13 protein-coding genes and 1 pseudogene are annotated in these 15,535 nt (G+C 59.4%); 8 read left to right on the plus strand and 6 right to left on the minus strand.

The features are described from left to right. Positions 1–244: 244 nt before the first annotated feature. From AB7M25_RS11200 to AB7M25_RS11215, 4 genes are all read left to right on the plus strand, one after another. Positions 245–997: an SDR family oxidoreductase gene (locus tag AB7M25_RS11200; RefSeq protein WP_454237290.1), complete on the plus strand. Its 753-nt coding sequence runs from the start codon at positions 245–247 to the stop codon at positions 995–997. A gap of 43 nt (positions 998–1,040) precedes the next feature. Next, on the plus strand, positions 1,041–1,454 hold the full coding sequence (locus AB7M25_RS11205) for a cupin domain-containing protein (RefSeq protein ID WP_007979246.1): 414 nt from the start codon (positions 1,041–1,043) through the stop codon (positions 1,452–1,454). A gap of 95 nt (positions 1,455–1,549) precedes the next feature. Then, positions 1,550–2,635, plus strand: coding sequence for an HlyD family secretion protein (locus tag AB7M25_RS11210; protein ID WP_429382954.1), 1,086 nt, complete (start codon positions 1,550–1,552; stop codon positions 2,633–2,635). After that, positions 2,632–4,200, plus strand: a complete 1,569-nt coding sequence (locus tag AB7M25_RS11215; RefSeq protein WP_429517170.1) for a DHA2 family efflux MFS transporter permease subunit — start codon at positions 2,632–2,634, stop codon at positions 4,198–4,200. Before AB7M25_RS11210 ends, AB7M25_RS11215 begins: the two co-directional genes overlap by 4 nt. Positions 4,201–4,386: 186 nt before the next feature. Here the strand turns inward: AB7M25_RS11215 and AB7M25_RS11220 are convergent, their stop codons facing one another. The 5 genes and pseudogenes from AB7M25_RS11220 to AB7M25_RS11240 all read right to left on the minus strand — a co-directional run bounded on the left by AB7M25_RS11220 (position 4,387) and on the right by AB7M25_RS11240 (position 8,613). Beyond that, the gene (locus AB7M25_RS11220; RefSeq protein WP_454237291.1) at positions 4,387–5,130 is read right to left on the minus strand and encodes a hypothetical protein; all 744 of its coding nucleotides are present in this window, start codon (positions 5,128–5,130) and stop codon (positions 4,387–4,389) included. Between the two features lie 314 nt (positions 5,131–5,444). Continuing rightward, a pseudogene (locus AB7M25_RS11225) lies at positions 5,445–5,681 on the minus strand (hypothetical protein); the annotation flags it as partial. 248 nt (positions 5,682–5,929) lie between these two features. Continuing rightward, complete coding sequence (locus tag AB7M25_RS11230) at positions 5,930–6,622, minus strand: RES family NAD+ phosphorylase (protein WP_429382946.1); 693 nt, start codon at positions 6,620–6,622, stop codon at positions 5,930–5,932. Beyond that, a complete protein-coding gene (locus tag AB7M25_RS11235; RefSeq protein ID WP_102699135.1) occupies positions 6,616–7,020 on the minus strand; it encodes an antitoxin Xre-like helix-turn-helix domain-containing protein in 405 nt (134 codons plus the stop codon). The genes AB7M25_RS11230 and AB7M25_RS11235 overlap by 7 nt, the downstream gene beginning before the upstream one ends. Positions 7,021–7,116: 96 nt before the next feature. Next, positions 7,117–8,613: a methyl-accepting chemotaxis protein gene (locus AB7M25_RS11240; RefSeq protein ID WP_429560890.1), complete on the minus strand. Its 1,497-nt coding sequence runs from the start codon at positions 8,611–8,613 to the stop codon at positions 7,117–7,119. A gap of 631 nt (positions 8,614–9,244) precedes the next feature. On the opposite strand from AB7M25_RS11240, the gene AB7M25_RS11245 reads away from it, so the two are divergent. The 3 genes from AB7M25_RS11245 to AB7M25_RS11255 all read left to right on the plus strand — a co-directional run bounded on the left by AB7M25_RS11245 (position 9,245) and on the right by AB7M25_RS11255 (position 13,174). After that, a complete protein-coding gene (locus tag AB7M25_RS11245) occupies positions 9,245–12,145 on the plus strand; it encodes a multicopper oxidase domain-containing protein (RefSeq protein ID WP_454237292.1) in 2,901 nt (966 codons plus the stop codon). Positions 12,146–12,611: 466 nt separating this feature from the next. After that, positions 12,612–12,902, plus strand: coding sequence for a hypothetical protein (locus tag AB7M25_RS11250; RefSeq protein ID WP_218480458.1), 291 nt, complete (start codon positions 12,612–12,614; stop codon positions 12,900–12,902). Next, positions 12,902–13,174, plus strand: coding sequence for a hypothetical protein (locus tag AB7M25_RS11255; RefSeq protein WP_429560892.1), 273 nt, complete (start codon positions 12,902–12,904; stop codon positions 13,172–13,174). The genes AB7M25_RS11250 and AB7M25_RS11255 overlap by 1 nt, the downstream gene beginning before the upstream one ends. Before the next feature lie 255 nt (positions 13,175–13,429). Here AB7M25_RS11255 and AB7M25_RS11260 read toward each other — a convergent pair whose 3' ends face one another. Next, the gene (locus tag AB7M25_RS11260; protein WP_429517178.1) at positions 13,430–13,702 is read right to left on the minus strand and encodes a hypothetical protein; all 273 of its coding nucleotides are present in this window, start codon (positions 13,700–13,702) and stop codon (positions 13,430–13,432) included. Positions 13,703–14,142: 440 nt separating this feature from the next. Between AB7M25_RS11260 and AB7M25_RS11265 the strand changes: the two genes are divergently transcribed. Further along, positions 14,143–15,501, plus strand: coding sequence for an MATE family efflux transporter (locus AB7M25_RS11265; protein ID WP_429560893.1), 1,359 nt, complete (start codon positions 14,143–14,145; stop codon positions 15,499–15,501). Positions 15,502–15,535: the final 34 nt, after the last annotated feature.

A 15,535-nucleotide genomic window follows, 5' to 3' on the forward strand; every position in this document is an offset into this window, starting at 1 on the left:
TCGGGCATCCCCTGGCGAAGCGCCCTCAACTCCTTGTCCCAGGCGGCTGGTGGGTAACTGGGAGGAATGATACGGCAGCTCGACAGCCGCTGCACCGTCGGCGGCAAGGAAGGCTGGACGACCGTCAGTGGTCTTGGACAAAAATCCAAGCGCTCTCCAAGGCAAACGCAAGGACTTGCCTGACCCGTGCAGGCAATCTCTCTACACCGACGCAATGGTTGCCGTCGACAAGTGGAGAACAGTCATGAAGATCGTCGTCATCGGAGGCTCCGGCCTCATCGGATCGAAACTGGTGAACACCCTTCGCGAGCGCGGCCATGATGCGCTCGCCGCCAGCCCCAGCACGGGCGTGAACAGCATCACCCGCGAAGGCCTGGCCGCAGCGATGGATGGTGCTGACGTGGTGGTCGACGTGGCGAACGCGCCGTCGTGGGAGGACCAGGCCGTTCTCGATTTCTTTGAAACATCGAGCCGTAACCTGCTGGCCGCCGAAGCCGCCGCCGGAGTTCGTCATCATGTTGCCCTGTCGATTGTCGGCAGCGAACGGCTTCCCGATACCGGCTACTTTCGGGCCAAAGTCGCGCAGGAAGCCCTTATCAAGGCATCCAGCATTCCCTACACCATTGTGCGGGCCACGCAGTTCTCCGAGTTTGCCGGCGGCATTGTCCAGTCGTTCGCCGTCGGCGATGAGATTCATGCGTCGCCGGCGCTGATCCAGCCGATAGCGTCCGACGACGTGGTAGCGGCGCTGGTCGATGTCGTGATGGCAGCACCGGTCAATGGCACAGTGGAAGTCGGCGGCCCGGAAACCATGCCGATCGACGAACTGGCCAGGCGCTATCTGCGAGCCACCCAGGACAGCCGCAAGGTCGTGCCGGATGTACATGCCCGTTACTTCGGCGCCGTGCTCAACGATCAATCGCTGGTCACCGGCAAGAACGCACGCCTGGGTGTGATCCGCTTCGACGACTGGCTGGCCCGGTCGACGGCGCAGTAACGGATCTCACCTCACATTTCCCTACGCATCCAGGAGACATCCCATGGTTACCCGATTGCTAATGGCCGCTGTCTTCGCAGCGCTCTCGATCAGCGCCGCCTCGGCCGCCGAGCCGCCCCCCGGCAAGGTCACGGTGGTGTTCGACCGTCCCATTCCCAACATCCCCGGCAAGAGCATGAGAGGCGTGGTCGTCGAGTATGGGCCGGGTGCCGCATCACCGGCCCACACCCATCCGAAAACGGCCTTCATCTATGCAACGGTGCTGGAAGGCTCGTTTCGCATCCAGGTCAAAGGCCAGCCGGAAAAGATCTACAAGGTCGGCGAAAACTTCGTAGAGGAGCCGGGTTCCGTGCACCTGGTCAGCGCCAACGCCAGTGACACCCAACCGGCACGCCTGTTGGCGGTGTTCGTCCTCGACACCGAGGAAAAGGTGCTCGTCACCCCGATCAAACAGTGAGCCGATCAACCCGCTCATGAAGGCCCGACAGCCGGGCGGCAGACCCTGCCGCCCCGTGGCTGCCTGGTTCTTGGCACTGAACAGGACATGAAAAAATGAACTCGCTCCAGGACAAGGCCGCCATTGCCGCCGCAACACCGGTGGTCGTGGTGCAGCGCAGCCAGCGCAAGACCATCGGCCTGTTGTTGTGTGTCGCGGCCGTGATGGTCGTGGCGGTTTGGGGCGCCATGGCGTTTACCCGTGGCGTAACCTCGACCGACAACGCCTATGTCCGCGGCGACGTCACCTCGCTGGCCGCCAAGGTCGCCGGCTATGTCACGGCGCTCGAGGTCGAGGACAACCAGACCGTGCACGCGGGTGATGTGCTGTTTCGTATCGATGACCGCGACTATCGCGCCAGACTTGCGCAAGCCGAGGCCAATGTCAGCGCCGCCCGGGCGAACCTGACCCATGTCGATGCGCAGATCCGGCTTCAGCATGCGCTGATCAGGCAGGCCGAAGCACAAAGACGTTCGGCCACCGCCGACATGAGTCTGGCGGCCAAGACCCACGACCGCAGCCGCAAACTGATCGTCAGCAACGCCGTGAGCCAGGCACTGGTGGATGAAACCGGCACGGCACAATCCAGAGCCGTGGCGTCGGTATCGGCCGCTTCGGCAACGGTCGAGGCCCAGCAGCAACGCATCAGTGTGTTTGTCGCGCAACGGGAGGCGGCCGTGGCAGCGGTGGCCCAGGCTGAAGCGGTCCGTGATCTCGCCCGGATCGATCTCGACCACACCGTGGTGCATGCGCCTGTGGATGGCGTGGTCGGCAATCGTCAGGTTCGCCTCGGCCGCTTCGTCACGCCGGGTGTCGCCTTGCTCGATATCGTGCCGGTCAACGATGTGTGGGTCGTGGCCAATTTCAAGGAAACCCAGCTCGAACAGATTCGCCCTGGTCAGCCCGTGCGCGTCACGGTCGATGGCTACCCCGATGCGGCACTGGCCGGCGTGGTCGATAGTTTTGCACCGGGCAGTGGTTCGGCGTTCAGCCTGCTGCCGCCGGATAATGCCACCGGGAACTTCGTACGTGTCGTACAGCGCGTTCCGGTGAAGATCCGCCTGGCTGACAATCCGCTGCCGGGGCGCATCGTGCCGGGGCTGTCCGCGCGGGTAGAGGTTGCACAAGGGTCCGGCTCATGAGTCGCGCCAGGCCGACGACCGGCGTGCTGCTCATCGCGGGCATCGTCCTGGCCACGTTGACCGAAGCGATCGCCAGCACCGTGCTCGCCCTCGGACGCGGCGACATCATCGGCGACACCTATGCCACGCCTGACGAGTTCGCCTGGCTGGATGTCGGCTACATCGCCCTCAAGCTGATCGGGTTCATGCTCGCCCCTTGGCTGATGCAACGGTTTTCTCCACGCAACGTGCTCATCGGCGCCACGCTGGTTATGGGCCTGGCGTGCTGCGTGGCTGCCGTCAGCGCCTGGCTGGAGCTGCTGATCACATTGCGCATCCTGCAAGGCTTCGCCGGCGGTGCTTTGCTGGTGGCGGGCCAGGCGATGATCTTTCGCGGTTATCCGCGGGCCCTTCAGCCGATCCTGCAAGCCCTGTTCGCCATGGCGGCCGTGGTCGCGTCCGCGACCCTCGCTCCGGCCCTGCAAGGGTGGTTGATCGACAGCCAGTCCTGGACCTGGATTTTCTTCAGCGTGGTGCCGCTGGCATTGGCCGCGACCGGGCTCTTGCTCATCGCCGACCACCCCGTGCCCGCCAGGGGCCGGCAACCTTCGTTTGACTGGCTCGGGTTCTCGTTGCTCTGTGCGGCCCTGTTCTGTTTTACCTACGTGCTCAGCCAGGGCAGCCGCTGGGACTGGTTCGAGGAACCGCGCATCCTGGTGCTGACGGTGATGGGTGTTGCAGCACTGCTGGGCTTTCTCGGCCAACAGATCTTGGCCGACGGCCAGGGGCTGCTTGACTTCAGCCTGTTCAAATCGAGCGATTTCACCTTTGCCTTTATCGTCAGTTTCGTCGCCGGTGCCGCGCTGTTCGGCAGCGCCTATCTGATCCCGGCGTTCGCCCTGTCGGTACTCGCCTTCACACCGACCGATGCCGGCCTGCTGCTGTTGCCCAGCGGCGGTTTTTTTGGCGGTTCGCTGCTCATCGCCGCCTGGTTGTTCCAGGCCCGCCGCGTGCCGCCGGTGGCGACCGTGCCCTTGGGCATCCTGCTGATCATGGCGGCGATGTGGATGCTCTCCGGCTCCACCAGCGAAAGCGGCAGCGATGACATGATGGTGGCCATCCTCCTGCGCGGCCTGGGCCTGGGCTTCCTGTTTCTGTCGATCACGCTGATCGCCTTCACCCACCTCAACAGCCGCAACCTGGCCAGCGGCATCGGCCTGTTCAACACAGGGCGCCAGTTGGGTGGCCTGATGGGCGTCGCCGGGCTGCAGACCCTGATCGAGCATCACGCCGTCACCAACGGCGTGGTCCTCGGCACCTACGTCACTCCGGGTGGACACGTGCTCATCGAGCGGCTGACGACCACAACCGCGATGTTGGCGGGGAAGGGCATGGACCCGGTGGCCGCCGGCCGGGCGGCCACCGGCCTGCTGGGCAAGGCGGTTTCAGGTCAGGCCACGGTGATAGCCTTCGACACGGCATTTTTCGCCGTGGCCCTGCTGTTCGTCTTTGCCGCGCCCATCCTGGTCGGCATCAAGATTGGCCTGGCGCGCTATGCGAAAGCGCATGAACAACGGACGAATTGATAACCCGCACGAAAAAGCCCGGCAGTTGAGGCCGGGCTTTTCGTTGAGTCCTGCGGTAAAGCACAGCATTCAGACAGTGCGGCTTTCGATCAGACGGTCGGAGCCACCTTCGGCAACGCGGTTTTCGATCAGACGATCCGAGCCGCCTTCAGCGACTACAGGTTGAGCAGAAGTTGCAGTCGAGCGTTACAACACCTTCAGAACCAGAGGCAAGGAGTCGAAAATGTAATTTTCCGGGTTGTCACTAAAAGAGCTGACACGAACTTCTCCGCCTGCCTCTTTGAATTTTAGTATTTCAGGTATTACGACCGTCTTTGCGTCACTTTCCGGACGCCATCTCTCAAGATAAAGGACTTTGCCGTCCCGACCGTAGCTCGTCCAGGTGCAGTTAATAGTCAAATTGGGACTGAGTAGAATGGTCAATCCATCGGGGTAATCATGCTGCGAGCTCAGATTTCCATCTTTGGCTTCGGGAGCCTTTGGGGCTGGGATCACGGAACCCGATAACTTGACGGATGTGACGATGGTTGATTCGGAAGGCCGCGGGGGGCCACCAGCGGCGGGGAAGACCTTATACCTGACCTGAAACCTTCCGAGATTATTGATGAAATAGCACACAAAACTCTTCGGCACTGTGATGTCGATAAAGGATTCAGGATCGCTGACTTTCAGCTCGGTTGAGTATTTTTTCACTATCTCGGTTGAAGTGTTCTCCCAGGTCAGTTTTATGCGGTCGCCGCGCGCCATGCCTGGATAGACCGCCAGTCGAGTAATTGCCCCCGACTCTTCGATCTCGCCTTCATAAAGAATGTTGGTACGTTCATCCCGCTCCATCACCATTGGCGCAGGCAGGAGTTTGACACTGTCCGTGCGGGATCTATCGTTTTCGAGTTTGGACTTGCGAATCGCATCGTTTTGAAATTCGTTCATGGTGGAAACTCCAAAGAGAAGAGTTGATTGCTTCAATTCATCGCAAGGAGTGGAGCAAGTCCCCTCTGCAGACGACAGGTTCATTAGGGGGCACAAGTGGTGGCGTGACAACTGTAACAAATGACAGGTAGTGGCGAAAAACGGGTACCGTTTGTCGCGTGGATTTACCCTACTGTCCTGAATGAAAGAAGAGCGGGCACTACAGGGGGGCGCTGAAATAGTTGGACTGATTTATTTTATGCGTACGAAAAAGCCCGGCTGTTGAGGCCGGGCTTTTCGTTGAGTCCTGCGGTAAAGCCCTGCATTCAGACAGCGCGACTTTCGATCAGACGATCCGAACCACCTTCGGCAACGCGGTTCTGCATCAGCTTGTCGGAGCCGCCTTCGGCCACACGATTCTCGATCAGACGATCCGAACCACCTTCAGCCACACGGCTTTCAATCAGACGATCCGAGCCGCCTTCAGCGACCACAGGTTGGTCAGAAGTTGCGGCGAAAGCGTTAACTGCGAAAACCGAGAAAGCAATGCTGAGGAGGGTTTGGCGTTTCATGATGGTGTGCTCCGGGGTGCTTATGGGTGGGTATGGAGCAGATGTTACGCCGGGGATTTTTTAAGAGAACTTCATTGAATCAATGGTGACTATCGACGCAGTCAATGGATCGAACCCCGCACGTGCAAGCACCGCTTTTTGTGGCGAGGGGGCTTGCCCCCGTTGGGCCGCGCAGCGGCCCCAAATCGAGGACTGCTACGCAGTCCAACGGGGGCAAGCCCCCTCGCCACAGGGTCATCGCAAGGCAATCAGGCTTCGCTGATCTGGCTCACACTGGTGATCTGCCCATTCCACACCATCTCGTAATGCGCCGTCTGCACAATCGACGAGACCGGCCTCGGCGTCATCAACGCCCAGCAATGACTGCCCGGCATCCGCACCGAGCGATAACGCAAACCGGGACAACCGGCGTCCCGCACCGCCCGCCCCAGCACGCGGGAATGGCTGTAATCGTCCGACGCATACACCGGATCGGTCAGCGGCAGGGCGGTGGCGTCCTTCATCCCGCCATCGCCAAAGGCACAGGCCAGCCCGCGAAACACAAACCGCTCATAGTTCAGGCTCGGCACCTTCGACCAATACAGAGCCTGGTGATGCCGCACTTCGGCCAACGCCGCTTCCATCGAATCCGCCAGGTACAACACCCCGAAACTGCCGTCACTGAAGCGCGACCCCGCCGGATTGACATGGGTAAACGGCGCGATGGCGTAAGAGCACCCGGCAATCCCGTACGGGATCTCGCTGCGCGCAATCAACTCCAACTGACCCACTTCATTCTTCAACCGCGGATTGGTCAGCGCCTGAATCTCGAACAGCACCTCAAACTCATCCGCGTCCGCCACATCATCAAACAACGCAATCGGCGGAAACTTCGAATTGACCAGGCGATAGGCCTGCAGCGACTGACCGGCAAACACCGCCAGCTCACTCGCCATCACCATTGCGCACCCCGCAACATGTCGATGCGGCGGAAGGTTTCATACAGCGCAATCATGTCGCCCTGGGCCATGATCTCCAACGGGCTGCGGCCATTGAAAAACTCATTGTCATTGGCCATCGAGGCAAAGCCGTACACGTTGTCCGGGTTGTCGAACACCAGCCGCAACGTCGCATGAATGTTCAGCACAAAACTGATGCGCTGCATCTGGTCTGCATCCAGGGCCACCGCCCAGTCCGGGTCACGCTGACGGGCGCGGGTGTAGGTGCTGCGGGAAATACGCAGGATGCGACAGGCCTGGTCGCTGGTGGCCTGCCACTTTTCCAGAATGCTCACCGCAGCGCGCAGGCCGGTGACGCATTGGTTCTTGCTGAAGGATTGGGGTTGCAGGGGGACGGCCATGATCAATACCTTTCATGAATCTATAGACTCAAATATAGGAATTCATGATCTGTAGAGCAAGTCGGTTCGACCAGCGGACAACCTCCCGATCGAGCATCACTGATGAAACGTGCGCCCCAACGCATCCAGCCGCGTGGCAATCGGCGGCAGTTGACGACTGCTCGACGCCAGCGTCTGCACATCATCCGCCGTGTTCTGCGCGATGCTCTGCACCGACTGCAAGCGCCCGACAATCTCGACACTCGCCGTGGATTGTTCGCGGGTCGTCGTGGAAATTCGCCCGTTGAGTTCATCGATCTGTGAGATGTCACTGCCGATGGCCTGCAACATCGCCGCCGCCAATTGACTGTCCTCGACGCAGCGCTCCACACCTTCGCGGCTGTCCTGCATGGCCTCCACGGCTTTGCGGCTGCCTTGCTGCAGGGCCTCGATAATCGTCCTGATTTCCTTGGTCGACACCGCCGTGCGTTGCGCCAGGCTGCGCACTTCATCGGCCACCACGGCAAAGCCGCGGCCTTGCTCGCCGGCTCGTGCCGCTTCAATCGCCGCATTGAGCGCCAGCAAGTTGGTCTGCTCGGCAATGCTGCTGATCACCTCCAGCACCGTACCGATCTGCTGCGCCTGCCCGGCCAGCACCTGCACGGTCTGGTTGGTGCCTTCCAGGCGCGAAGCCAGCAGGGTGATTTCCTGCCGCGCGCGGTTCACGCTTTCCTGCCCGCGTGTGATCTGCACACTGGCCTGGCCGGCATGCTCAACGGCATGCTCGACCTGCACCACGATGTGCTCCATCGCATCGCCCATGCGCTGCATCGACCCGGTCATCTGGGCGATTTCCGTCAGTTGATGCCTGGCGCCTTTCTCCAGTGTGTTGCTGGCCTTGGCCAACTCCTGGCCCAACTGGCCCAAGCCATTGGAGTCACGCACCACACCGTCCACCAACGCGGTGATCTGCATCAGGAACTGATCGAACCGCTGCGCCAGCGACACATGCGCCCGCGCCTTGTCACCCTGACCGGGATCGGTTGTCAGCTGCGAAGCAGCGGCGAGCATCTTGTCCAGCATGTCCTGGCTCTCCACCGCATCGGCCTGGCTGTGCACCGCCAGATAGAGCAGTGCGACCGTCTCCATCAGCACATAAAAGGCGTGAACGAACACCATCGTCCAGCCACCGTGATGCGCCATCACATACACCGCAAAACCCTGGTGCTGCAGCACATGGAACACCACGTGATGCAGCGCAATCGTCACCGCCGCCACCAGAATCGGCAGCCAGTCCCGATAAAACGTGAGCACCGCCAACAACGCAAAAATCCCGAAGTGCGACTCAATGACACCCTCGGCCTGATTGATGTGCAACGCCGCCATCACCATCAAGCCTGTGCCGAGCAAACAGCGCATCAACCGCGACCCGCCGATGGCGCGATACAACAGCGTCAACAACAGGCTGGTACCGCCACCGACCAACAGCGCCTGCTTGAAGGTGTCGTGCCAGAACGCCAGGCCCACCGCGAAAGCGAACATCAGCCAGATCAGGCCCAGCATGATGCGGTCGGCTTTGCGGTAGTGGTCGAGGAAACGAGGGGGGAAGGGCATGTACGCTGACTCCATGTAATCGAACCGGGAAGAAGCTGGGGTTGGACTGATACCGGAAGACAAGCCTTTTATCGCTTGAACCATGAGGCAAATCGGTTGCCGTCATGGTCGAGGTGAAGTTGAGAAATCCTGAAGAGTGTAGCCGTTTGCCATCATTCCTGGATGGGTTGGCGGAGCAGGGGCGTACAATGTCAGATTCAGAGGCAAGGAATGCTGAATTGGCGGGGTAGGGGGCCCGCATGCAGGGACGCGCTGGAGCCTTTGGCGAGGCCGATATCGGTCTATGCAGTCACTCGTCACAAGCAGCGATCGGCGGTGGATTCAACTGCTCGATACATTCAGAAAGTGGCGATTTTTCTTGACCCGAATACCCCACCTAATCGCACCCTGTATCGGGGAAAATTCCCCGTCATCGGGGCTTTCACCCCGGCTTTTCATCCGCCTGCCAAACGCCAACAGACAAGTGGGGTATGGCGTAGAGCCATTGGTCACCTCCTGTCATTTTTGGCAGGGAAGTTGCGTCGTTAACATCCCGGCTCGAAATCAAGCATTTCGCCAGCCGGGCTCGGCGTATTGGCGCGTTGCACCTGCATGGCCACGCGCTCCGAAGAACCCGTCAGAGGTGTTTGCGATGAAACTGGATACCGCAAGGTTGAATCCTGGTGCATTGTCCAAAACCAGACTGGCGTTGAGTATCTCTGCTGCCGTGATCATGCTGGGGCTGGGTTTTTCCCAGACCCAGGCAGCCCCCCTCGACAACACCGATCCACCGCCTCCCACCGACCCGTCGGCGTTCACCAATCAGCCCGCCGACCCCAATGCCGCCTTGAGGGACTTGCTCAAGCAGCCTCGCGCAAACGTAGGCGCCTTCGATCTGCCCAATGGTGTGGTCGGTAACCGCAAGACCCCCTTGGCGGACAACGTGTTGCCACCCAATCTGCAAACCAGCTTCAACATCCCCACCAACGGAAATGCCAGCCCAGTGTTCGGGGCTCAACCGTTCACGCAGAAGCTTGAGCTTTTCGAGGAATTCGGCTCGAACAAACTGAACGCGGCCGACCCACCGTCACCCGTTCCGTTTCCGGTTCCGACGGTGGGCCCGGCACCGGCGCAAGATCCCTTGAAGGTGGCGCGTAGCGGCCCGTCGCCGGCCGCGCTGGATGCCTTTCTCAGGCAGCCGGCATTGACGCCCTTCCCGACAGAGTTCTCCAATGTGCTGGACCGCAACCCCTGGAAGGCGCAGATCGAGGATTTCCTCAATCGCCGGGTCGATTCGCCCGCAGAAGGCCGGCCGCCGGGGAAAGGCTGGTCGCACCAGCGTTTCAATGAATTTTTCCCGCGCGACGCCTTCAAGACGGTGCAAGCCGGCGCGCACGTCAACAGCGGCTTGCGTGACCGTATGCAACGGCATAACTACGCCGTGGGGGAATTCGCGCCAGGCGGGCTCTATCACAACACCAACGGCAACCCGGCCAACGAGGGCACGACCAAGGGCATTCAAGTGCAGTTTCACCCCAACTTGCCTGTCCAGGACCATAATGCGTTGTGGACGTTCGACGGCACCTTTCCGCCCAAACTGCTCCAGGTACGTTATGGCCAGGCGATGCTGATGCGTCATTACGATGCCTTGCCCATTGACCCGTCGGCCAACCGGGGCTTTGGCTTGCACACCATCACCACCCATGAACATAACGGCCACTCACCTGCGGAAAGCGACGGTTTTACCAACGCGTTCTTCTTCCCGGGGCAGTACTACGACTATCGCTGGCCGATCCAGTTGGCCGGGTACGACAGCATCAACACCAGCGCTCAGGATCCGCGTGCGGCGTTCCCGTGCGATCCCGGTGAAAAGCTTTTCGTCAACGACGCCGCCCCCGGCTTCAAGACCTGCGACCACGGCAGCATCAAGATCCGTGGCGACTGGCGCGAAACCATGAGCAGCCACTGGTTCCACGACCACATGCTCGATTTCACCGCGCAAAATGTCTACAAGGGCAATGCGACGGTGATGAACTACTACAGCGCCGTGGACCGTGGCAACGAGTCGGTCGACGACGGGATCAACCTGCGCTTGCCCAGCGGTTCGGCGCTGGGCTGGGGTAACCGCGACTATGACGTCAACCTGACGATCGCCGACAAGGCCTGGGACCAGGCCGGCCAGTTGTGGTTCAACCCCTTCAACACAGACGGTTTTCTCGGTGACCAGGTGCTGACCAACTGGGAGTACAAACCCTTCCTGGACGTACGTGCCCGCCGCTACCGTCTGCGCATTCTCAATGGCTCGGTTTCCCGCTACTTCAAGCTGGCGTTGGTGCGTCAGGTCAATGGTAATGGTGGCGAGTTTCCCGGCCCGAAAAACTCCGGGGTTTCCTATAACCGGGTGCCGTTCCACATGATTGCCAACGACGGCAATATCATGGAACACGCGGTGCCGTTCGATGGCAGCCTGGACCTGGATGGCGACGGCGACAGGCAGGACAACAATGCCATTTTGCCGATGCTGGGGGTTGCCGAACGCTATGACCTCGTCGTCGACTTCGCGAAAAACGGCATCAAGCCGGGCGACAGGATTTTCTTCGTCAACATCGAGGAGCATGAAAACGGCAAGCGTCCCAATCGTGACATTCCATTGGCGGATGTACTTTCCGAGAGGTACCTGCCTGTGGTCAGGCAAACCAGCCACGGACCACAGTGGATCAACGGTGACCCGGGCGTGGGCGTGTTCATGCAAGTGAACGTCAAGCCTTACACCGGCCAGGATATCAGCATGAATCCGGTCGACTTCGAGCCCGCCAAGCCTGGCAAGCCCGAGGGCAGGTTCATGATCCCGCTACCCTTGCACCGTGATGACCCTGCCGATATCGCCCGGCTTGCCCAAGCGCGGCACCGGACCTTTATCTTCGGCCGCTCCGATGGCACCGATTTTGCGCCCTGGACCATCAAGACCGATGGCGGCCCAGGCTTCAACATGGACCCGCGGCGGATCTCGGCCGCGCCACAACTGGCTACCGGGCCGACACCGGCAGGGTTCAAGGGGGAGGGCACGCTGGAAGTCTGGAAAGTCCAGAACGGCGGCAATGGCTGGGATCACCCGGTGCATGTGCACTTCGAGGAAGGGGTCATTCTGACTCGAGGTGGCAAAACCCCACCGGAATGGGAAAAAGGGGCGCGCAAGGATATCTACCGGATAGGCCCCGATCCGGACAGCGGCGACAATGTCGAAGTGGCCATACGCATCCGTGAGTTTGCCGGTACCTACATGGAGCACTGCCACAACACACAGCATGAGGACACCTCGATGCTGCTGCGCTGGGACTCTGAGCACCCGGGCCAGATCCAGTTGATGCCCACGCCATTGCCCAGCTGGGACGGCGTGAAATTCGTGGGCTCGGTGGCGTTACCGACCTTCCGTACGGGGGATGGCGTCGGGCCACAGGTCAAGGTCAACAATGACCAGGGAAGTAGCAGTGGCAGTGGGAGTAGCAGTGGAAGTGGAAGTGGAAGTGGAAGTGTTAGCGGAGGCAAAGGTTAGCGTCGTCTATCAAGCCACTTTTCTCGTCGGACAAAAAACGGGCGCCTTCTGCGCCCGTTTTCATTTACTGCGCCACCTGCGCCCGCAGCCGCCGACCAATCACATCCATCAAGTCACACCCATCGCGCAATGGAATGACTAGTAGTTTGAAAAAAAACCTACAACGCATCGTGTCGAAACCGATCTCGGATCGGTAGGCGATGCTCTCCAACACCTGTGTAACCGTCCGAACACGACATTCGCCATTGTTTGAAAAACATCGTAAAAATAAATCGGTTTCTTTATTTTGGTAGCTCGCATATATATGGAGGATTTTGTCGGAAGCTGCAGAGATTGTTTGGGTTAATATGATTTTTCGCGCATGACGTATGTGGTTAATATTTAAGTGTTGAAATTTATAAGTTGTTTTTGTATGGCTTTTGCGCTGTCCGTTATATGGAATTCATAATGCTGCATGGAGCGCTATATGCAAGAATCACTTACTCATTTTTCACCTTTAATAACGTCTGAATCTCGGCAGGTTCAAGCTACGGAAGCCCCAATTTTTCCTTCAGGCTTCGATAGTATTTTGTTTTGGGATGGGTTTGTCCCAACGTGCCCGAATGACGACGGTGTTATTTGGAGCAACACTCACGCCACGACGCTGGAGGACTACAAAGTCAAGGATGCTTTTGAGCTGCTCTATACACCTGATGCTATAGACGCGGATGAAAAGCAAAGGGAGCGAGAGTACAAGGAACTTGGAGGGGTAAAATAATGAGCATCATTGCAACCATCGTACTTAACGAAAAACCTGAAGAAGTAATTCTGTTTGTAACCAAAAATCAATTAGGTATTTCCTTTCCTCAGCTTGATGGTCTTTATAATCTGGCTAACTGGGCGCATGTGGAGAACAACATAGGGCTATTGAACCTTGTCCATAAAATGTGTGATGCCGGGTTTATCAAATATAGTGGGTGCGGAGTTGTGAGAGGACCCAACTGGAGAGAGCCGGCATTCATGCTCGAAGGCAAATATAGCTTTGACTGACAGCACCAAGTGCCTGAACGCAGGTGCCAGAGAACGGTGACCGTAGCCATCATTTCGTGGCCGTCCGGTTCCCTTGTCCAGTCGTTTAAATCATCGAAGGTTTCCCAGGTTGAGCCGCTACCCGGCGGCTCTTCTCTTTGTTATGGGCATATTGAGTATCTTCGCCTGATTGGTTTTTCGCGGCCTCGAATCAAGCTGACGGGTAACCCCTTTCTGGAGTAGCAATAAAACGGGCGCGAGAGCACCCGTTTTTTTTTACTCCGCCGCCTGCGCCCGCAGCCGCCGACCAATCACATCCATCAAGTCACAACCATCGCGCAACGGAATGACCAGCAGCTTGGAAAAGTCTTCCAGCACCACGGTGTCGCAACCGAGCTCGGAACGGTAGGCGATGTTTTCCAGCACCTGCGTGACTGTACGAATACGGTAATCGGCCATGGCTTGCAGGACGTCGAGTGGGGCTTGGGTGTCGATGAGCAGGGAGGCCGGAACCAGGTCGATTCCGGTGAGGGGCATGTATCTTTCCATAGATGAAACTCCGATCAGTGTAAAGGTTGACTGTCTCTCACTCGTCGCCAAACGAATGGGTGACAGCTGTACGCAGGTTGGCGAACCGGGATCGGAAAACCGGCAGACCCGAAGGTCTCCCGCGCACAGCTGCCATAAAGACAGCTTTGCGTAGGTGCAACAGCATCTGCAAAAAAGCACAGTGCTTTTGCATCCGATCGAACAGGTCGCCAAACCTGGTCGCCATTTGGGCGACGGGGCGGACTATAAGCTTCATCAAGGTCATGGGCAAGGTGAGGAATTCCGAGGCTGACGTAAGATCCGTGATGATGAAACTTCAGACCTTTCACCTCAGGTCGCTGGAAATCCAGACACAGACCTGAGATGGTCATCGCCCCTTGGTTTCAGCCACCCACGCTATCCTTAATCATCGCTCCTGCCGTCGAGATGGATCTTCGCCCATGCAAACCCCCAACCCCCAACGCCCGCTCTGGAAAACCTACCTGTTTTTCCTCGCCCCGATGGTCCTGTCGAACTTCCTGCAATCCATGTCCGGCACGGTCAACAGCATCTACATCGGCCAGATGCTTGGCACCCAGGCACTGGCGGCGGTGTCGGGGATGTTCCCCATCGTGTTTTTCTTCATCGCCCTGGTGATCGGCCTCGGTGCCGGCGCGGGGGTATTGATCGGGCAGGCGTGGGGGGCGCGGCAGACGCATCTGGTGAAGGCGATTGCCGGGGCAACCTTGTTGCTGGGGGTGTTGATCGGGTTGACGGCGGCGGTGGTGGGCAGTGTGTTTGCGCGGTCGGCGTTGGTCGGGCTGGGGACGCCGGCGGATGTGCTGGACGATGCGGTGGCGTATGCCCATGTGATGTTGTGGATCATGCCGTCGCTGTTGGTGTTTGTGCTGTTCACGCAACTGCTGCGCGGCGTGAGCGATACCTTGTCGCCATTGTTGGCGCTGGTGGTGTCGACCATGGTCGGGTTGGCGCTGACGCCGGCGTTGATTCGCGGCTGGTTGGGTTTTGCGCCGATGGGGATTCAGAGTGCAGCGATTGCCGGGTTGGTGGGTAACCTGGTGGCGATGGGGTTGCTGGCGTGGCGCTTGATTGGCAAGGGCCATCCGCTGGCGCCGGACCGTGAGTTCTTTGCGGCGATGAAGCTGGACATGGCGATTCTCGGCAAGGTGCTGCGCATCGGTTTGCCCACCGGGTTGCAGATGGTGGTGTTGTCGCTGTCGGAGCTGGTGATTCTGGCGCTGGTGAACCAGCACGGTTCCCAGGCGACGGCGGCCTATGGCGCGGTGACGCAGATCGTCAATTACGTGCAGTTCCCGGCGTTGTCGATTGCGATTACCGCGTCGATCCTCGGGGCGCAGGCGATTGGGGCCGGGCGCATCGAGCGCATGGGGCCGATTCTGCGCACGGGGTTGATGATCAATGTGTGCCTGACCGGTGGTCTGGTGGTGCTTGGGTATCTGCTGTCGCATTGGCTGCTGGCCTCGTTCCTCACGGAAGAAGCGACGCGGACCATGGCCCAGCACCTGTTGCACATCATGCTCTGGAGCCTGTTGGTGTTCGGCTTCCAGGCGATCATCGGCGGCATCATGCGCGCCAGCGGCACGGTGATGGTGCCGGTGGCGATTTCCATTGTCTGCGTGGTGGGGGTGCAGTTGCCCGCGGCCTATCTGCTGGATGCGAAGTTCGGGCTGCAAGGGGTGTGGATGGCGTTTCCGGTGGCGTATCTGGGGATGCTGGTGCTGCAGACGCTGTATTACAAACTGGTGTGGCAGCATCAGAAGATTGAGCGGTTGGTGTAGGCGGGACGCGTCGGGAGGCTGTTCACTGAACCCT

Source organism: Pseudomonas sp. AP3_22 TE3818 (assembly GCF_053628995.1).